Raw genomic sequence first — 19520 nt, forward strand, 5'->3', positions numbered from 1 at the left:
CTCCCACGGTGTGGGAGAGGGGAGCATCCCCAAGCAGCAAGTTCAGTTGCTCAGCCCTTCCCCGGCTTCTCCAGCAGCGGCATCAATTCCCTTCCCCACTTCAACCAGTCTTCCTGGAACTGGATCCCGCGCCGTAGCAGCGCGTGCTGGATCTGCTGGCGCCGGTCGAGCGTTCCCTTGAAGTCCTTGCTTTCGATCTGTTGGTAGAGTTCGAGCCGCGCTTCATGCAGCGCGATCAGTCGCGCCATTTCCTGGTCCAGCCCGAGCGGTCCGATTGCAGCATCTGCACGTAGCTTGACCAGAATCTCCTCACGCTGATCCAGTCCCGCGCCGGGTGCCAGCACCCACCGCACCAGTTCGTCCTGGCCGGCCGGCAGCACGTAGTAGACCTTCTTGCGGCTCTTCCGGTCGGCCACGCCGGCTTCGGCATCCCCGTTCGTTTCCTTTCCGTTTTCCTCGGCCGCGATCCAGCCCAGTTCGGCCATGCGCCCGAGTTCGCGATAGATCTGCTGGTGCGTGGCGTGCCAGAAGTAGCCGATCGACTTGTCGAAACGGCGTGCGAGGTCGTAGCCCGACGACGGTTTTTCGATCAGGGAAATCAGGAGCGCGTGCTGGGTCGACATTCGACGGTGGGCTTTCAGTGAACCCGGCTGGCACGAAGGTTGCTGCCTTGAGGCCGGGAAGTTCGGGGTGGCGCTATGGTAGCGCGCAAGTCGGGGCGCGTCATGCCGTTAACCCTTTAACGCGTACTGAGCCCGCGCCGCGCCGGGCCTGATACCCGGATATCGACTGTCCGCGAGCAATCCTAAATATGACAATCGAGTCAATTGTCCTGAAACTGATGTAAAAAATTCGAAATGGCTTTTCGCGACCGCCTGCAATACATTCCAGACATTGTCACCCGCATGCGCGCGCCTTCAGTTTGCCGGCCCAACGTTCAGCGCCATGCGTCCTCTGGGAGTTGTCGATGAACGCAAGACCGGAATTCACCGAAGGCACGGCCGCGGGCGAGGCTTCAGCGTCGGTCAGCGCCGCGCGTGCGCGCGCCGGCACGGCGCCGATCTACTACCGGCTGCCCGATACGCCGGAAGGGCATCACATCAAGGAATACGCCAGTGGCCTGCGCCAGCTGGTGCGCTTCGTAGGGGTCGAGGAACAGGTTGTCAAATACAGCCTGAGCTGACCGCCGAAGCAACACGTCTGTCTCCTCCTGTCCTACGTGGACCTGGGATTTGCGCCCGCGATACCCTCGCGGGCGTTTTTTATGGCGCGCGCCCAATAAAAAACCGGCCACCGGGCAGGCGCCCGATGGCCGGTTGCAGTACTGCGGTACTACGTACTACCGTTGCCGAGGCAGGCGATCAGTCCACCGTCGCGCCCGAAGCCTTCACCACCTTGGCCCACTTGGCGGCTTCGGACTTCATGAAGGCGGCCAGCTGGGCCGGCTTTTCCGGGTTCGGCTCGGCGCCTTGCTCGGCCATCTGCTTCTTCACTTCCGGCATGGCCAGGATCTTGACCACTTCGGCGTTGATGCGGTCGACGATCGGCTGCGGCGTGCCGCCGGTGGCGTACAGCGCGAACCACGACGTTGCCTCATAGCCCGGCACGCCGGCTTCGGCCACGGTCGGCACGTCCGGCAGGGCCGGCGAGCGCTTGCCCGACGTCACGGCCAGCGCGCGCAGCTTGCCAGCCTTCACGTGCTGGAACGACGACGGCAGGTTGTCGAACATCAGGCCGATCTGGTTGCCCAGCAGGTCGTTCACGGCCGGGGCGCTGCCCTTGTACGGGATGTGCTGGATGTGCAGGCCCGTCATCGAGTTGAACAGCTCGCCCGACAGGTGCATCGACGAACCGCTACCCGACGAACCGTACGACAGCTTGTCCGGGTTCGCCTTCACGTAGGCGATCAGTTCCTTGATGTTGTGGACCGGCACCTTCGGGTTGACCACGACGATGTTCGGCACCATGGCCACGCGCGTGATCGGCGCGAAATCCTTGACCGGGTCGAACGGCAGCTTCGAGTACAGCGACTGGTTGATCGCGTGCGTACCGATGGTGCCCATGAACAGCGTGTAGCCGTCGGCCGGAGCCTTGGCGGCCAGCGACGCACCGATGTTGCCGCCAGCGCCCGGACGGTTGTCCACCACCACCGGCTGACCCAGCGCCTTGCCCAGTTGCAGGCTGACGATACGGGCCAGGATGTCGGTGGTGCCACCGGCCGAGAACGGCACGATCATCGTGATCGGCTTGGTCGGATAGTTGCCCTGCGCCTGCGCGCCGGTCATGACGGCGAAGCCGGCGGCCATTGCCACGCCAGCGGCCAGCAGGCGTCTGCGCGCCTTCGAGGTTTGATTGGTGTTGCTCATCTTGTGCTCCAGGAATTGTGCTGCACACCCGCTGACAGTCCTTGTGAGCGCCGCGGGCGCAATGCTGGTGAATCGCTAATTCCACCCCGTGCCTCGGGGCGGGCAACTTTCTTATACGGGCGCCACGCCGAGCGTGGTTCCGCCGCAGACGTACAGCACTTGTCCCGTCACGAAACCATTCTCGGGTGCGAGGAAGAACAGCGAGGCACGCGCCACGTCTTCCGGCGTTCCCATTCGTTTCACGGCGATGCTTGCCAGGATGCGCCGTGTCTGTTCGCTGCCCTCGGGATTGCTCTTTCGGAACAGCTCGGTGGCGATGGGACCCGGTGCCACGGCGTTGACGGTGATGCCGTCGCCGCCCAGCTCCATCGCCAGCGTTCGGGTCATGCCAACCAGCCCCGCCTTGGCCGCGGAATACACCACGCGCTCGGGCTTGCCCAGCGCCGCGCGCGAGGCCATGTTGACGATGCGGCCAAAGCCGGCCGCGCGCATGGCGGGCAGGCAGGCCTGGGTGAGCAGCATCGTGGCCTGCAGGGTCAGGCCCACGACATAGTCGAGATCTTCGGCGGTGGCCGTGTCGGCCGTGCCGGGACGCGTGGCGCCGGCGTTGTTCACGAGCCGGGTCACCGCGTACTGCGAGGTCACCTGCGCCGCCACCGCGCGCGTGGCGTCGGCGTTGGTCAGGTCGGCCTGGAAGAAGGTCAGGTTCGGATGCGACCAGGTCGGCTCAGCGTAGTCGACATTGATCACACGGGTCACGCCATCGGCGAGCAGCATTTCGGCAATCGCACGGCCGATACCGGAACTGGCGCCGGTGACAAGCGTGGCAACGGGAAGGGACATCTCAAAACTCCGCACCGGCAAACGACGCCGGGTCAGTCAGAAAAAGATGCGGCAAGACCGGCGAGCCCGTCGGCCTGGCCGCAATGCTCTACCTCGTTGGGGAAGAGACACCACTGAAATTTCCCACCAGCATTAACGGCGGGAAGGAAGGGAAATTAAGCGTTTGATGAAATAGTTCGGTTCAATTACCCGGGTTTCTTGCTCCCCTCTCCCACTTCATGGGAGAGGGGAGCGCATGGCAACCGCACTCAATCAGTAAATATCAAACCCGCTCGATCACCATCGCAATACCCTGGCCCACGCCGATGCACATCGTGCACAGCGCGAAGCGGCCATTGGTGCGCTCCAGCTGGTACAGGGCGGTGGTCACCAGACGCGCGCCGCTCATGCCCAGCGGGTGGCCCAGGGCGATGGCGCCGCCGTTCGGGTTCACGCGCTTGTCATCGTCGGCGATGCCAAGCTGGCGCAGCACGGCCAGGCCTTGGGCAGCGAATGCCTCGTTCAGTTCGATCACATCGATCTGGTCCAGCGACATGCCCAGTTGCTTCATCAGCTTCTGGGTAGCCGGTGCCGGGCCGATGCCCATCACGCGCGGGGCCACGCCGGCCGTTGCCATGCCGACGATGCGGGCGCGCGGCTTCAGGTTGTGCTGCTTCAGGCCCGCTTCGCTGGCCAGCAGGATCGAGCAGGCGCCGTCGTTCACGCCCGAGGCGTTACCGGCGGTGACCGTGCCATCCGGGCGCACCACGCCGCGCAGCTTGGCCAGTGCTTCCATGCTTGTGGCACGCGGGTGTTCGTCGCGGTCCACCACGATCGGGTCGCCCTTCTTCTGGGCGATCGTCACGGCGGTGATTTCCTGGGCCAGCGTACCGTCGGCCTGTGCGCGCGACGCCTTTTCCTGGCTGCGCAGCGCCATCAGATCCTGGTCTTCGCGGCTGATCTTGTAGTCGGTGGCCACGTTCTCGGCTGTCTCGGGCATCGAGTCCACGCCGTATGCAGCGCGCATCGCCGGGTTGATGAAGCGCCAGCCGATGGTGGTGTCGAAGATTTCAGCCTGGCGCGAGAACGCCGAGGTGGCCTTGCCCATCACGAACGGGGCGCGGCTCATGCTTTCCACGCCACCGGCAATCATCAGGTTGGCTTCGCCAGCCTTGATGGCGCGTGCGGCGGTACCCGTGGCGTCCATGCCCGAACCGCACAGGCGGTTGATCGTGGCGCCCGGCACGTCTTGTGGCAGACCGGCCAGCAGCGACGACATGCGTGCCACGTTGCGGTTGTCTTCGCCCGCCTGGTTGGCGTTGCCGTAGATCACGTCGTCGATGGCCGACCAGTCCAGGCCGGCGTTGCGGGCCATCAGGGCCTTCAGGGGCACCGCGCCGAGGTCGTCGGCGCGCACGCCGGACAGGCTGCCGCCGTAACGGCCGATGGGGGTACGGATGGCGTCAACGATGAATGCGTCGCTCATGTTCTGTCTCGCTCGTCTTGGTGGTGGATCAGGCGGCCACGGCCTGCTTCAGGGGCACGCCGGTCAGGCGTTGCAATTCGTCGAACGACAGGCCGTCCACGAGATCGCGGGCAACCAGGCCGTCCGGGGTCACATCGATGGTGGCCAGGTCGGTATAGATACGCGTGACGCAGCCAATGCCGGTCAGCGGATACGTGCACTCGGCCACGACCTTGCTTTCGCCCTGCTTGGTCTGGTGTTCCATCATCACGAACACCTGCTTGGCGCCGATGGCCAGGTCCATGGCCCCGCCCACGGCGGGAATGGCGCCCGGTGCACCGGTGTGCCAGTTGGCCAGGTCGCCGCGCTCGGACACCTGGAAGGCCCCCAGCACGCAGAAGTCCAGATGACCGCCGCGCATCATCGCAAACGAATCGGCATGGTGAAAATACGAGCCACCGGCCTTGATCGTCACAGGCTGCTTGCCGGCGTTGATCAGGTCGCCGTCTTCCTCGCCAGGCGCGGGCGCGGAGCCCATGCCGAGCAGGCCGTTCTCGCTGTGGAGCAGGATTTCCTTGTCGGCGGGCAGGTGGTTGCCCACCAGGGTGGGCAGGCCGATACCGAGGTTCACCACGGCACCGTCCGGAATGTCTTTGGCCACGCGGGCGGCCATCTGGTCACGGGTCAGGCGTTGCATGTGTCTTTCTCCTTCTGCGCTCAGGCGGCCTGGACGGCGGCGCCGCCAACCTTGACCACACGCTTGACGAACAGGCCCGGCGTGACGATGTGCTCGGGGTTCATTTCGCCCAGTTCGACGACGTGGTCGACCTGCACGATCGCGCACTTGGCCGCCATGGCCATGATCGGGCCGAAGTTGCGGGCCGTCTTGCGGTACGTGAGGTTGCCCCAGCGGTCGGCCGTGTCAGCCTTGATCAGCGCGAAGTCCGCGTGGATCGGCTTTTCGAACACGTAGCCCTGGCCGTCGATGATGCGCGTTTCCTTGCCTTCGGCCAGCGGCGTGCCGTAGGCCGTGCGCGTGAAGAAGCCGCCAATGCCGGCACCGGCCGCGCGGATGCGCTCGGCCAGGTTGCCCTGGGGCACCAGTTCCAGCTCGATCTCGCCAGCGTGGAACAGCGAATCGAACACGTACGAATCCACCTGCCGCGGGAACGAGCAAATGATCTTGCGCACGGCCTTGGTCTTGAGCAGTGCCGCCAGGCCCGTGTCGCCATTGCCGGCGCTGTTGTTGACGATGGTGAGGTCGCGTGCGCCCTGGGCAATCAGCGCGTCGATCAGTTGCGCGGGCATGCCAGCCAGGCCAAAACCGCCAATCAGGATCGTGGCGCCATCGTGGATGCCGGCAACAGCCGCTTCCACCGAGTCATATAGCTTGTTGATCACTTGCGTTCCAGTTCGGAAGGAGGTCCGGCATCGCACCGGGACCGGCCGCAAGAAGGGCGGCACGCAAAGATGTCTCCGGCAGGCTGCTCAGACGGGGCGTCCGTGGTGGCGACGTGGGCGCCAGGCGCACCGCGACGACATCGGGACGGAGTCCAACAATCTTGCAGTTGTCTTGATGAGCCGTCTTTCGGCGGCTTCAGTGATGGTCGGCGAATTGGTTGCGATCATCGGGTTGCGATCATCGCTTAAAGTTCGCTATACGAACTCCAATTCGCAGAATGAACAAAGGTTACACCCCGCCCCCGGGACACGGCAATAAGGGACTGCGCGCCGGGGGCGATAATCGGACAAGTGATGTTTTGCGCTGCAACATCAGGGCAGGCGCAGCACCGCCTGGCTGCCACTTAAGCCGGGGCGTACCTCGAGCCGCACGTCGATGCGCTCGCGCAGTTCCGACACATGCGAAATGATCCCAACCAGGCGCCCGGCCTGCTGCAAATCCAGCAGCGTGCGGATCGCAAAGTCTAGGCTTTCCGGATCGAGCGTGCCAAAGCCTTCGTCCACGAACAGCGTATCGAGCTGGATGCCGCCCGCGCGCGACTGCACCACATCGGCCAGCCCCAACGCCAAGGATAGCGACGCGAGAAAGCCTTCGCCACCGGAGAGCGTGTTGGCCGGGCGCGTGGCGCCGGTATCGTGGTCGAACACCTCAAGATCCAGCCCGCCGGCCATGCGCTGGTCGCCCTGCCCGCGCACACGCTGCAGCGCGTAGCGGCCCCGGCTCATGCGCAGCAGCCGCAGCGACGCGGCCTCCAGCACCTCGTCGAGCAACGTGGCCAGCACGAACCGCTGGAACGTCATGCGGCGCGGATTGTTACCGTTCGCCACTTCCGACAGCCGGCCCAGCACCGCGTAGCGCGTTTCCACCTCGCGGCCCTCGGCGGCCAGCGACTCCACCTGTCCCTTGCATTGCAGCAGCGCATCGCGCGCGGCCGCCAGTTCGCTGCGCTCGCGGATCGCGGCTTCGAGCTTCACCGCGGTGTCGCCGCGCGTGGCCAGCAGCGCGGGCAGGTCGGGCTCCTGCAGCGCCTGCGCGATGGCCGCCGTGCGCGTGCGCCATTCGGCGGCGCGCGCCAGTTCCACATCGAACGCGCGGATGGCGTCGTCCAGTGCCGCCGTGTCCTCGGCGCTCAGCCAGGCCGCCTGGTACGTGTCGGCATCGTCGAATGCGGCCGTGGCCATGGCGGTGGCCAGCGCGGCTTCGCGCTCCGTGGCGCGGGCATTGGCCTGGGCCACGTTGTCGCGTGCCGACGCCAGCGCGGCGGCCGTGGCCGCCTGCAACGCCACCGCATCGCGCTCGGCGGCCTGCGCCACCTGCAGCGCGGCCTCCAGCGCACCGGCTTCGCGCCGCGCCGCTTCCAGCGCAGACGTCATTGCGTCGGGGTCGCGCGAATCCTCGGGTACCTGCTCGCACGCGGCCCGCCATTCGCCATCAAGCCGTGCATGCTCATGCGCGGCCACGCGAACGGCCTGGTCGGCGCCTTGCGCAGACGCCTCGGCGGCCTCGCATGCAGCGCGTGCCTGTGCAATGCGCGCCGCCAATGCGTCGGCACGCTGCGTGGCCTGTCCGGCTTGCGTGGCTTGTGTAGCGAGCGCGGCGATTTCGGCCTCCATGGCCTGGGCGGCCTCCGGAGACACATCGCCCGCCGCCTCGGCCAGATCGGCCAACCGTGCCTGCCACTGGGTGACGCTGGCTTGCGCCTGCTGATGCGCCGCACTCGCTTCGGCCAGCGCATCCTCGGCGCGTTGCAGCGCCAGGCGCGCGGCGTCGAGGTCGTCATCACTAACCAGCGCCAGCGCCTGCTGCGCCAGCGCGGGGTGATCCTTGCCGCCACAGACCGGGCACGACTCACCGCGCTTCAGGCCACCCGCCAGGCGCGCGGCCTGCCCGTGGCGCCAGTCCACCTCGGCCTGGCGCACGGCGGCGCGGGCGGCATCGCGGGCCTCGGTGGCGCCGCGCCTGGCAGCCTCGCTTGTGTCGAGTGCCCGGCGCAGCGGCACCAGTTCCGCTTCGATCTGCCGGCAGCGTGTGATGCGTGCCGCGCGTTCGCGCGCCTGTTCCAGCCGCAGTTGCAGCGCCTGCAGGCCGGCGGCAGCTTGCCGCGCCTGCTCGAAATCGGCTTCCATGGCCTTGAGCGCGGTGGTGCCGGCCTGCAATGCGTCGATCTTCGCCACGCAGGCGGCCTGCGCCATGGCCAGCGTGGTGCCGGCCTGTGCCACGCCATTGCGCAGCACACCGAACTTGCGGGCCTGCGGCAGCAGGTGTTCCAGCCGGGTCACCGTGCGTTGCGCGGCCGCCCGCACGTCCTGGCGGCACTGCTCCGCGCGCAGCACGCTGGCGGCGGCCTCGGCCGATTGCACGGCGCGCGTGGCTGCCGTCTCGGCCTGGGCCTGAACCACGCATGCGGCGTCGCGATCCTGCCGCGCCGCCTGCAGGTACTGGACGGCCGGTGCCACCGTCGCGGCACGCCGCGCAGCCTGCAGCCGGGCACGGTCGGCCTCGACCGTGGTCACCCTGGCCGACAGCACCGCGTGCGCGCCCTCGGCCTCGCGCCATGCCTTGATCTGGGTGTGTTCGAGTTCGCCCTTGCGCAGCGACGCCTGCGCGGCCTCGCTGGCGGCGCGCGCCACGTCCTCGCGGCGCAGCAGTTCGGTCAGCGTGGCCTGCAGCGCGTCGATGCGCTCGGCCATGGCGTCGGTCGATGCCAACTGGTATTGCTCCAGCAGCGTCTTGCGGCGCAGCGCGATTTCCTCGGCCTCGCGCCGGATGCCGGCGGCCTGCTCCTTGAGCTGTTCCTCCACGCGCCGGTACAGCTCGGTGTGGAACAGCCGCTCCAGAATGCTCTGGCGTGCGCGGGAATCGGCGGTCAGCAGTTCGCGAAAGCGGCCCTGGGGCAGCACGATGACCTGCCGGAACTGCGCGCTGTCGAAACCAAGCAGGTCGCGCACCGCGTCGCCGACGCGATTGGGCTGGCTGGCGTGGCTCTTCCAGGTCCCGTCGAGCATCACGTCAAGTTGCGCCTTGGCGGCTTCCTTGACGAAGCCGCCCGCCCCGCGCTGGCTGGGGCGGTCCTGCGTGGGAGATCGCGTGACGCGGTAGTGCATCGACCCCAGGCCGAATTCGAGCGTGACCTCGGTGCGCAGGGCGGCATCGGCATTGGCGCTGCGCATGTCCTGCGCGCTGCGCTCGCCGCCCGACGTGTCACCGTAGAGCGCAAAGCAGATGGCATCGAGCAGCGTGGTCTTGCCCGCGCCCGTGGGACCGTGGATCAGGAAGAATGCCTGGTCGCCGAGCCTGGTGAAATCGATGGTCTCGGTGGCGGCGAACGGGCCGAAAGCCTGCAACTTCAGGTACAGCGGTTTCATGCCGATTCCCTTTCCGCAGCCTCCATGCCGGCCAGAATGTGGTCGAGTGCCCGGCGTTGGTCGCCGTCCAGGTCCGCGTCAGCCACCTCGCGGAAGAAATTTGCAAACAGACTGCCCGTGTCCAGTTCGCGCATGCGGCGGCCGGTCTCGCCGGCCTGCCCGCTGCGGGCCAGGATGGCCCGCTCGATCGCCAGCGCATTGGGATACGCCTCGCGCAGCCGTGCCATCGGGTCCAGCAGCGCGCCCTCGTCGGTCAGTACTGCATAGACATAGTCGTCGCGGCCGGGATCGGCGGCGCCCGCCTCCACCAGCTGGGCCAGCTCGCCCGTCAGGATGCGCAGGTCGCGCTGCGGCCGCAAGGCGATCTGCTCGATGCGCACTGCGCCCTTTTCGTCCATATCGATCAGCGACACGGTCTTGAGGTGATCGGCTTCCGACAGCGAATACTTGAGCAGCGACCCCGAGTAATGGACCCGGCCGCCGATGGTCTGCGGCCGGTGCAGGTGGCCCAGCGCGACGAAATCGAAGCCGTGGAACAGCTCCGCCGCCACGGCGCCGCTGCCGCCCACAGACAGCGGCCGCTCCGATTCGCTGACGGCGCCCCCCACCACGAAGGCATGTCCCACCGCCACGGCGCGCACGCCCGCCGGGTGGCTGGCGCGGATCGCGTCGAGCTGGGCACCCAGCGCCGCCTCGTGCGATGACAGGTCAACGCCCAGCGCATCGCGCACCACGGCCGGCTCCGCATAGGGCAGCGCGTAGATGCGCACTTCGCCATGGGCGTCGTGCAGCGTCACGCAGGCCGGTTCCGGCCCGGTGCGCCCGGCCACGTGCAGGCCGCGCGCGGACAGCAGGCGCGCGCCAAAGTCCAGCCGCTGCGCGCTGTCGTGGTTACCCGCGATCATCACCACCGGCACGCCGGCTTCCACCACGATGCGCGCCAGCACGTCGTCCAGCAACGCCACGGCTTCGGGCGGCGGCACCGCCCGGTCGTACACATCTCCCGCAATCAGCACGGCGTCCGGGCGCACGTCGCGCACCAGTGCCACGAACTGGTCGAGCACGTGCGTCTGGTCTTCGAGCAGGCTGCGGGCATGGAAAAGCCGACCGAGATGCCAGTCGGCGGTGTGAAGAAAACGCAATTCGGGTCCTTGGGCGCGGTGGCGCGTGAAGCACGGCGTTGCCGTGCGGTCCCGCATCATAACGTCACCGCCCCTTCTGGCGGCGCTCAGACGGGCTCCGCTTCGCTATCGGCGATCTGGAATTTGCGCATCTTTTCCCACAGCACCTTGCGGCTGATGCCCAGGCAGCTGGCCGTATCCTGGCGCCGCCAGCCGTTGGCATCGAGCGCGGCGATGATGCGCCGGCGTTCCTCGGCGTCGCCACGCGGGTCGGCGCGCTCCGTGCCGTCGAATGCGCCGGGGCGCAGGCCCCGGAACAGCGGCCGGATCCGCTCCTCGTCCCAGCCGCCGATCTGCTGCACGGTAATGCCCACCCGCTCGGCCAGGTTGCGCAGTTCGCGCACGTTGCCGATGAAGAACGCGGTGCCCACCGCCCCTTTGAGCCAGTCCGGCATCAGCGGCAGCGCGTCGTAGGCAGCCGCGCCGATCATGTGGCGCAGGAACGATTGCAGCAGGCCCACCTTGTCGCCAGCTCCGCGATCTTCCAGGCTCGGGATGCGCAACTCGATCACGGCCAGCCGGAAATACAGGTCGGCGCGAAAGCGGCCCTCGCGCACTGCTTCGCGCAGGTCCTTGTTGGTGGCCGCCACCAGCCGGAAGTCGAGCTTGACCGCCATGGTCGACCCCAGCCGCGTCAGCGCGTTCTCTTCCAGCACGCGCAACAGCTTCACTTGCTGGAACAGCGGCAGGTCGCCGATTTCATCGAGGAACAGCGTGCCCCCCGTGGCCTGTTCGAAGAACCCCCGGTGCGCGAACATGGCGCCGGTGAAGGCGCCCTTGGCATGCCCGAAGAACTGCGACTCGAACAGCCCGTCGGGAATCGCGCCGCAGTTCACGGCCACGAACGGCCCCTTGCCGTAGTGGCCATTGCGCTCGTGGAACAGCCGCGCGATGCGTTCCTTGCCCGCACCAGTCTCGCCATACAGCATCACGTTGCTGTCGAAGCCGGCAAACGTGTTCACCTGCTCCAGCAGCTCGCGCATCGCCGTCGATCCGGCCACGAGGTCCGCCACGTCGGGACGGGCCTCGCCCGCCGCCAGCAGTTGCGGCATCAGCTTGGCGATCTGGTTGCGCAGGTCCGCGCCATTGAAATCGTGCGGCAGTATATGCGCGTACTCGGTTGGAAAGCGCCCCGGATCGGCTTCGCGGTCGGGCGCGCCTACCCAGATCACCGGCATGCCGTGTGCGGCTTCCCAGTCCAGCGTGAACTTGGCCGAGCCGATCGCCGACGCGCTGATCACGGCCACGCACGGCTTCACGCGCGACTCGTTCGGCAGCGCATCGAGCGCGCCGGCACGTATCACCTCGGCCCCCAGCGGCGCAAGGAAGCGCGCCACCCGGTCGGCAATCTCGTACTGACCTTCCCACACATAGACTTCAAGGCTCTCATAAGCCCAGCGCTCTGCTTTCATGATGGTTCACACAATCAATACACAAGTTCGGCGTTATTGCAGTCAACGCCGTTGAGCCAGACATCGGCGTTGGCAATGCTGATGCCCAGCGCGTTCAGCAGCACCCCCGTCAGCGAGTCGAGCAGCAGCCCCACGGGCGCCAGGAACGGCTGCAGGATGGCGCCCGCGTCGATCGACGCGATATCCAGCGCGGCAATTCTCACGCTCAGTTGCGGGTTGATCCCGCTCAGCAGCCCGCTCACCGCATCGCCGAGTGGATTACGGGCCGACGTGGTGGCATGGCCGCCTGGCGCCAGCTCGATGTTCGATCCGGCGCTACCACCGGCCGTTGTCGGGCTTGCCGGCACGCCGCGCACGCGGGTGGCCACCACATTGCTGCCCAGCAGCGACACCGCGATCAGGTCCACGGGTACGCCCGCCGGCGCACAGGACGTGCCCGCGCCGGCCAGGCACGCCTGCACCACGCCAGTCGACACATTGACGGTGGCGCGGCGCTGTGCCGGCGTGGCCGCGCATTGCAGTGCCGTCAGGTCGCCCTTGGCGGTGCCCACGGTCAGCCACAGCGGCAGGTTCAGTTTCGCGTTGGCGACGACCAGAGGCAGTTCGGCCCCGACCGCCAGCTTCAGGCCGATCTGCGCCGTCGATGCGGTGGTGCGCCACGTGCCATCGGCAAGCCGGCGCGCCGGGCCGACGGCTACCTTGGGCGGCTCGATCACGTACAGCCGCCCCGTGGCGGAGGCAATGCCAAGGTTCAGGTTCAGGCCGTCGAGCGTGACGCCGTTGGTGCCCGGCGCGATATACGCGGCCGTGGTCAGCAGCGACGCCACGTTCAGCGCCACCTCGGCCGCCGACGATGCGGCGGGCGTCAGCACACCCAGGTCCAACAGTTGCGAGAGCGTCAGGCGCGTATCGATGCCGCTGATGCCCACCTCCGCGCCCGGGGTACCGAGCACTGCATTGAGCAGCGACGACTTGCCGGCCGCCTGCAGCACCAGCGCGTAGAACTCGCGGATCGACAGCGACGTGTTCAGCAACTGGTCGACGGTGCCCACGTCGGTCCTCAGCTTCAGCAGGTCGCCCAGCGTGATGTTGGCGCCGACCAGCCCGCTCCAGTCCGCGGCCGATAGCTGGATCGTATTGCCGAGCAGCCGGCTCAGGATGCTGTTGGCCGTATTGAAATCGAGCACGCCGCTGCCGAGCGTGAACGACGCCACGGGCGGGCTACCCGATGCAATGGCCTCCGCGCGCAACTGCCGCGACGCGCCGCCGGGCAGCACGAACATCAGCGGCACCGTCAGCGTGCCCTGCACGCGCACCGCGTTGGGCGCCACCGTTGCCGCGCTGTAGGCGGCGTTGAAATGGCGCACGCTGTCGCCGTTGTCGGGATCGCCCGGGTCCCACAGCCCCAAGCACGCGCGCATGCCATCGGCGGCACCCGTCGCCGCTTCACTGCAGTCGGGGCTGACCGCCGGGCCGTAGCCGTTCTGGCTGGCGGCCGCCGTGACCGATGCCATCACGTTGGCCGTGGTGGCGGACAGGTCGTCGGCGCGCTTCAACTGCTGGGCGCCTGACAGCGCCGCCAGGTCCACCGCCTTCTGCAACTGGCGCTGGCTGTAGAACACGTACCCGACATCGATCGACACCATGGCGCCAATGGCCACGGTGGCAATGAGCACGGCCGCCATCACGCTGATGGCGCCCCGCTGGCGATGAAGGTCGGGCCGACGCGGCATGGTGGCTACTGTCCGTTCATCGACTGGCTGCCGGCCCCACCGCGCAGCGGGCTGCCGGTGGCCATCGTCGTGAAGAACTGCGGCAGCGGATGGGTGAAGCTCTGCATGTAGCGCGCGTAGCCGAGCGTGGCCTGCTCGCCGGTCAGCGGCAGCATCGGGCCGGCCTGCGACCCGTTGCGCTGGATGTCGAGCAGACTGCGCGTGGTGTCACCCACGGGCACGTCGTTGGGCCGCACGGGCAGCGGTGCGACTGCCGGCTGCGCCATCACCGGCGCGATGATGCACACCCCTGTCGCCAGCACGGCGGCGATCAGTCCGAGTTTGAGTTGCCTCATGGCCTGGCTCCTGCGTTGAGCGCCACGGCCTGCGTGGCGGCAAGATTCTGGGCAGCATTGCCACGCGGTGCGGCCTTGTCGCGCAGTTGCGAGGCGCGGGCCACACGGTCGGCTTCCTTGCGGATGGCGGCGCGCGTGGCGTCGGGCATCGCGGCGCGCTGCATCATCGCTGTGGCATCGGCGCGCTTGCCCGACGCCAGCATCCACACCACGGCATTGCTGACCACGCGCGGGTTGTTCGCATCGAGTTCCAGCGCCTGCATCACGGGCACGCGCGCCTCCTGCAACGCACCGCCGCGCATCAGCGCGTAGCCCAGGTCGTTGGCCACCTGCGCGTTGACCGGATCGAGCGTGGACGCCTGGCGCAATTCGGCGGCCGCGCGTATGAAGTCCCCCTGGCGGCCCAGCACCAGGCCGATGCCGTGCCGCGCGCGGGCCGCGCGGTCGGTGTTCAGCAGGTCGCGATAGGCCTGCAGCGCCGCGTCGTCCTGGCCGGTCTCGCGCAGCGCGTCGGCGCGCAGCACCTGCAGCGCGGTGCTGTTGCCGTAGCGCTGCTGGAACGCATCGATGTGAGCCAGCGACGCGTAGTACATGCCTTCCTGCTGCATCTTGCCGATCAGGCCCAGGTAGACGTTCTGGTCGTTGTATTCGGCGCGTGCCGATTTGTCCTGCAGCTTGGCCAGCTCGATCTGCGCGTCCGCCTGCCGCGCCATGGCCTCGGCGCTGTTCGGCGTGCTGGCGCAGCCGCCCAGGCCCACCATGGCGGCCACCACTGCCAGCAGCGGCAGGCGCTTCGATTGCATCGTCATCCGTGTCCTCCCTTCATGCGTGCCAGCATCCGGATCACGCCCAGGAACCCCGGGCCAGCGGTCAGGATCAGCAGCACGGGCAGCAGGCTCACCACCATCACGCCGGTCATCTTGACCGTGAGCCTGCCGATCTTGTCCTTCATGCGCGCCTTGCGCGCGACCTGCAGCCGCTCGCCAAACTGCCGCAGCGGCTCCTGCACCGCGCCGCCGTGCTTGTCCACCTGCGTCAGCAGCGTGATCAGGCCCTTCAGGTCCTCGTCGTCGAACAGCTTGCCGATGCGCTGCAGCGTCTGCTCGCGCGAGCGTCCCGACGCGAACTGCTGGTTGGCGCGCTGCAGCTCCGGCCCCAGCACGCGCAGCATGGTGCCGAACTCCACGACGATGACCTGCAGGCTCTGGTCGATCGACAGGCCCACGCCCTGCAGCAGCCGAAGCATGTCGATCAGCACCGGCAGCTCCTCGGCCACCTGCCGCAGGCGGTTGCCGGCCCAGCGCTTCAGGACCAGCTTCGTCAGCAGGAAGGCCACCGCGAACGTGGCAAAGGTCCACGTCAGCATCAGCGTCGCCGAGGCGTCGAGATTCAAGATAAGCGCGCCGGCCGCCAGTACGGCCGGCACCAGCAGACGCAGGCCGCCAAAGACCGCGCGCGCCTGCACACCGTAGAAGCCGCACCGCTCCAGCAGTTGCTGTTCCTCGGCAGTGACCACGGCACGGCCCAGCCGCGACTCCAGCCAGCGCTGGTTGAAGCGTTCGCCAAAGGCAACCTCGATCCTGCCGCCCAGCGTGGCGGGCGTGGCGCGCGCCGTGGCCGCCGTTTGCGCCGATTGTGCGGACGCCTGCGGCAGCGCGGCCGCAGCAGCAGCGGCGCGAGCCGACATCTGCGGCCCGCCCGCCGTGGCTGGCACCGGGGGCACTGCGGCGGGCGACGGCTGCCCGGCCGCCGAGGCGTCGTGCGCGCGCTGCAGCGCGGCGTCCAGCGTGCGCGTGGCCGCGCGCCGGTGCTGCCATTGCCGCACCAGCGGCCACGCCAGCGCCAGCAGCGCCATGGAGGCTGCCAGCAGGCTTGCGGTAACCAGGGTGATCACGTCCATGGGCATCGCTGGTCGTCTCCTAGATGGATTTGGCCAGCCGGTACAGCAGCAGCACGCCCACCACTTCCAGCAGGGCGGCGCCAATCAGCATCGAGCGGCCGGCCGGGTCCTTCCACATCAGCATCACGTAGCCGGCATTGATCGTGAACAGCCCCGCCGCCACCACCAGCGGCAGCAGGCCCAACACCCATGCCGACAGCCGCGTCTCGGCCGACAGCGCCATCAGTTCGCGCTGCGCTTCCTCGTGGTCGCGCATGAACGTGGCGGTGCGCTCCATCACCACGTCGGCGCGGCCGCCGTAGCGCTGCGACAGCCGCAGCACCGACGACACGATGACCAGTTCATCGAGCTTATAGGCGCGGCCCATCTGCAGCACCGCCTGGTCCAGTTCCTTGCCCGCGCGCTGCAGGTGGATCACGCGCACCAGGCACTGGCGCAGCGGCGGCTCGGTGTTGGCCACCGAATTCTGGAACGCGGCCGGCACGCTGCTGCCGATTGTCATCAGCCGCACCACGCCATCGAGAAATCCCGGCAACTGGCGCAGCATCTTTTCCCTGAGCCGGCCGATGCGCACCCACAGCAGGAACGCGGCCAGCGCCACGCCTATCACCAGCATCGCCGCAGCGCCGATCCATCCCCCGGCCGCCGCGCCAGCCAGCACCAGGCACAGCACGGGCAGGCCCCAGCGCAGGTAGGTGCCGCGCGTGGGCGTCATGTCGGCGCGCCGCAGCAGGTCGGCCCAGCGCCGGCGCAGGTCGCGCGCGGTACCCTCGGGCTCCGGCTCTGCGGCTGGCGCATAGCGCGCGCGCACCTGGTCCGTCTGCGCGGCCAGATGCGCGCGCGCGGTTTCGGCATCGGCACGGCCGCGCGCGGTGGCCAGCATCAGCAGTCCCAGCCCCAGCAGGATCAGCGCAACGGCGGCAATGAAGAGGCTGGCGCTAGAGGTCAAAGCGGTCGTCCAGGGCAAAGTTGGCCGGACGCATGCGCGCCAGCTTGGGCGAATGCGGCAGGATGCCGAGCGACAGCCAGCGGTCGCCCTCGGTGCCATCGGCATTGGGCACCGCCTCGTGGCGATACAGCTCCTGCGTGGAGATGATGTTGTCGCCCAGGCCCGTGACCTCGGTAATCGACAGGATGCGCCGCCGCCCGTTGGAAAGCCGCCCGATCTGCACGATGAAGTCCACGGCATTGGCGATCTGCCGACGCAGGCTCACCTCGCTGCCCTGGAAGCCGGCAAAGCCGGCCAGCATCTCCAGCCGGTACAGGCATTCGCGCGGGCTGCTGGCGTGGATGGTACCCATCGAGCCGTCATGCCCCGTGCTCATGGCCTGCAGCATCTCCAGCACTTCGCCGCCGCGCACTTCGCCCACGATGATGCGGTCCGGCCGCATGCGCAGGCTGTTGCGCAGCAGGTCGCGGATGGTCACCGTGCCGGTGCCCTCGAAACCGCCGGGCCGGCTTTCCAGTCGCACCACGTGCGGATGGTTCAGCGCCAGTTCGGCGGTGTCCTCGATCGTGATCACGCGTTCGCCGGATGGCATGAACGTGGCCAGCGCGTTGAGCAGCGACGTCTTGCCCGAACTGGTGCCGCCACTGACCAGGATGTTGCAGCGCGCGCGCACCGCTGCCTCCAGCAGCTCCGTGATCTCGGGGCTCATGGTGCCCAGCGCCTGCAGGTCCAGCGGCGTCAGCGGGTCCTTGCGGAACTTGCGGATCGACACCACGGGGCCAGCCAGCGCCAGCGGCGGGATGATCACGTTGATGCGGCCGCCGTCGGGCAGGCGCGCGTCCACCATCGGATTCGATTCGTCCAGGCGCCGGCCAATCGGCGCCAGGATGCGGCGCACGATGCGCAGCAGGTGGCCGTTGTCGGCGAATCGCACCGGAATGCGTTCCAGCACCCCGTGGCGCGACACGTAGACGTCGAGGTGTCCGTTCACGAGGATGTCTTCCACGGCCACGTCGTGCAGCAGGTCCTCGATCGGCCCAAAGCCCGCCAGTTCCTTGGTCAGCGCCTCGGACATCTGGCGCAGTTCGGCCTCGTTGATCGGGATGCGGCGCAGGCGCGTGAAGCTTTCGAGCTCCAGGTCGACAAAGCGCTGGATGGCGGTGCGCGACCAGCGGCCGAACTCGGCGCCAAGCTCCTCGATGCGCGTCAGCAGGTGTTCGTGCGCGGCCTCCTTGATCTTGTGGAATTCCTGCGAGACAGGAAAGGGGGCGGCGGTGTTGTCCGAGAATTCGATTGCTTCGGTCATGTCAGTCCTCCGCCCGCGCAGTGCGTGCCATCCGCAGCGCGCCGGGCAGCTTCTCCTTGATCCGGGCCAGGACGCCACGTTCGGACGTCTGTCCCACGCGGTATCCCAGTCGTTCCATCAGCGCGCCCACCGCGCGCACGTAGGGGTCGGCCGGTACGTCGTCGGCCAGCACCGCGCCGCGATTGGCGGCCTGCACCAGCGCCGCGCGCCGGTCGGGCAGCGTGCCGACCGATGCCACGCCGATGCGCTCGGCAATCTGCGCCGTATCGACATTCAGCTCGGCATCGAATCGCGATATCAGCAGGTGCAGGTCCGCCCGTTCGATCTCGCGCCGCTTCAGTTCCTGCACGACTTCCGTGGCCGACACGATGGCGCCCACGCTCTGTTCGGTCACCAGCGCCACGGCATCGGCGGCCTTGACGATCTGCGACATGAACTCCGCATTGGAAAATCCGCCCAGGTCGATCACCTGCAGGTCGAAGAACGCGCGCAGGCGCTCCATCAGCGCGAGCGCATCGGAAAATGACACGTCGCGCAGTTCCGACAGCGTGGCCGGCAGCGGCAGCACCGCCACGCCGTTAGCGTGGCGTGCCAGCGCGGTGTCCACGAACACCTGGTCGAAGCGGCGCAGGTTGCGCACGGCTTCGACGAAATGGAATTCGGGCGCGATGTTCATATGCAGCGCGCCGTCGCGCGCGGGCAGGCCCAGGTCCAGCAGCAGCACCTCGGCGTCCTCGCGCTGCCGCACCGTGGCGGCTAGGTTGACCGCCAGGCTTGTGACGCCCACGCCCTGGCGCGCGCCCAGCAGCGCGACGATCTTGCCGTGCCGGTGCAGCGGCGCCACGGCGCGTACCTGCGCGCGCGGCACCATCAGTCGCCGCACGGCGTTGGTGGCCTGCTCGGGCGCGCCGCGCAGGTCGATGAAGTCGCGCACCCCCGCGCGCAGGGCAGCCAGCATCGCGGCCGGCTCGGCGGCGTTGCCCACCGCCACCAGCGGCAGTTGCGGGAACAGCCGCGCCACCTGTTCGGCCAGCCGTGCCGACGCCTCGGCCTGCGGCGCCGAGAAGTCCAGGAAGACCAGCCCAGGGCGCAGGTCGCCGATGCGCTCGACAAACACCTCCTGCGCGCCCGCTTCCGTCACCAGCGTGCCGATGTCGCCGAGCGCGTGCCCCAGCCATTGCCGCAGGTTCTCGCGCGTGGTGTTCAACAGGAAGGCATCCAATG

Annotated in this window: 17 protein-coding genes; 1 reads left to right on the forward strand and 16 read right to left on the reverse strand. The window is 68.2% G+C overall.

Annotated features, from left to right (window positions below; translation table 11 throughout):
* Positions 1–50: 50 nt before the first annotated feature.
* Entirely contained in the window at positions 51–623 is a 573-nt protein-coding gene (locus MFF62_RS08395) for a PadR family transcriptional regulator (protein WP_238262048.1), read from the reverse strand.
* A gap of 344 nt (positions 624–967) precedes the next feature.
* Here MFF62_RS08395 and MFF62_RS08400 point away from each other — a divergent pair, with 344 nt between their 5' ends.
* Positions 968–1183 (forward strand): hypothetical protein, encoded by a 216-nt coding sequence (locus tag MFF62_RS08400; protein WP_238262050.1) that lies wholly within the window; start codon positions 968–970, stop codon positions 1181–1183.
* Between the two features lie 178 nt (positions 1184–1361).
* On the opposite strand, the gene MFF62_RS08405 is transcribed toward MFF62_RS08400, so the two are convergent.
* From MFF62_RS08405 to MFF62_RS08475, 15 genes are all read right to left on the reverse strand, one after another.
* Complete coding sequence (locus MFF62_RS08405; RefSeq protein ID WP_238262052.1) at positions 1362–2366, reverse strand: Bug family tripartite tricarboxylate transporter substrate binding protein; 1005 nt, start codon at positions 2364–2366, stop codon at positions 1362–1364.
* Between the two features lie 111 nt (positions 2367–2477).
* Positions 2478–3209 (reverse strand): SDR family NAD(P)-dependent oxidoreductase, encoded by a 732-nt coding sequence (locus MFF62_RS08410; protein WP_238262054.1) that lies wholly within the window; start codon positions 3207–3209, stop codon positions 2478–2480.
* A gap of 262 nt (positions 3210–3471) precedes the next feature.
* Positions 3472–4674 carry a 3-oxoadipyl-CoA thiolase gene (gene pcaF, locus MFF62_RS08415; RefSeq protein ID WP_238262056.1) on the reverse strand — a complete coding sequence of 401 codons (1203 nt, stop codon included), beginning with the start codon at positions 4672–4674 and terminating at the stop codon, positions 3472–3474.
* 28 nt (positions 4675–4702) lie between these two features.
* Positions 4703–5350 (reverse strand): 3-oxoacid CoA-transferase subunit B, encoded by a 648-nt coding sequence (locus tag MFF62_RS08420; protein WP_238262057.1) that lies wholly within the window; start codon positions 5348–5350, stop codon positions 4703–4705.
* A 20-nt stretch (positions 5351–5370) separates the two neighbouring features.
* On the reverse strand, positions 5371–6054 hold the full coding sequence (locus MFF62_RS08425) for a 3-oxoacid CoA-transferase subunit A (RefSeq protein WP_238262059.1): 684 nt from the start codon (positions 6052–6054) through the stop codon (positions 5371–5373).
* 372 nt (positions 6055–6426) lie between these two features.
* On the reverse strand, positions 6427–9480 hold the full coding sequence (locus MFF62_RS08430) for an AAA family ATPase (protein ID WP_238262061.1): 3054 nt from the start codon (positions 9478–9480) through the stop codon (positions 6427–6429).
* Positions 9477–10622, reverse strand: a complete 1146-nt coding sequence (locus MFF62_RS08435; protein ID WP_238262063.1) for an exonuclease SbcCD subunit D — start codon at positions 10620–10622, stop codon at positions 9477–9479. Before MFF62_RS08435 ends, MFF62_RS08430 begins: the two co-directional genes overlap by 4 nt.
* 86 nt (positions 10623–10708) lie before the next feature.
* Positions 10709–12073 carry a sigma 54-interacting transcriptional regulator gene (locus MFF62_RS08440; RefSeq protein ID WP_238262064.1) on the reverse strand — a complete coding sequence of 455 codons (1365 nt, stop codon included), beginning with the start codon at positions 12071–12073 and terminating at the stop codon, positions 10709–10711.
* Positions 12074–12087: 14 nt separating this feature from the next.
* A complete protein-coding gene (locus tag MFF62_RS08445) occupies positions 12088–13806 on the reverse strand; it encodes a TadG family pilus assembly protein (protein ID WP_238262066.1) in 1719 nt (572 codons plus the stop codon).
* A 5-nt stretch (positions 13807–13811) separates the two neighbouring features.
* Positions 13812–14141 (reverse strand): DUF3613 domain-containing protein, encoded by a 330-nt coding sequence (locus MFF62_RS08450; RefSeq protein ID WP_238262068.1) that lies wholly within the window; start codon positions 14139–14141, stop codon positions 13812–13814.
* Positions 14138–14944: a tetratricopeptide repeat protein gene (locus tag MFF62_RS08455; protein WP_238262070.1), complete on the reverse strand. Its 807-nt coding sequence runs from the start codon at positions 14942–14944 to the stop codon at positions 14138–14140. The genes MFF62_RS08450 and MFF62_RS08455 overlap by 4 nt, the downstream gene beginning before the upstream one ends.
* A 2-nt stretch (positions 14945–14946) precedes the next feature.
* Complete coding sequence (locus MFF62_RS08460; RefSeq protein WP_238262071.1) at positions 14947–16041, reverse strand: type II secretion system F family protein; 1095 nt, start codon at positions 16039–16041, stop codon at positions 14947–14949.
* A 19-nt stretch (positions 16042–16060) separates the two neighbouring features.
* Positions 16061–16990: a type II secretion system F family protein gene (locus MFF62_RS08465; protein ID WP_238262073.1), complete on the reverse strand. Its 930-nt coding sequence runs from the start codon at positions 16988–16990 to the stop codon at positions 16061–16063.
* Entirely contained in the window at positions 16980–18296 is a 1317-nt protein-coding gene (locus MFF62_RS08470) for a TadA family conjugal transfer-associated ATPase (protein WP_238262075.1), read from the reverse strand. Before MFF62_RS08470 ends, MFF62_RS08465 begins: the two co-directional genes overlap by 11 nt.
* Before the next feature lies 1 nt (position 18297).
* Positions 18298–19518 carry a pilus assembly protein gene (locus MFF62_RS08475; protein ID WP_238262076.1) on the reverse strand — a complete coding sequence of 407 codons (1221 nt, stop codon included), beginning with the start codon at positions 19516–19518 and terminating at the stop codon, positions 18298–18300.
* Positions 19519–19520 lie beyond the last annotated feature (2 nt).

The sequence above is a fragment of the Cupriavidus pauculus genome (assembly GCF_022179805.1).
GTDB classification, from domain to species: Bacteria; Pseudomonadota; Gammaproteobacteria; order Burkholderiales; family Burkholderiaceae; genus Cupriavidus; species Cupriavidus pauculus_E.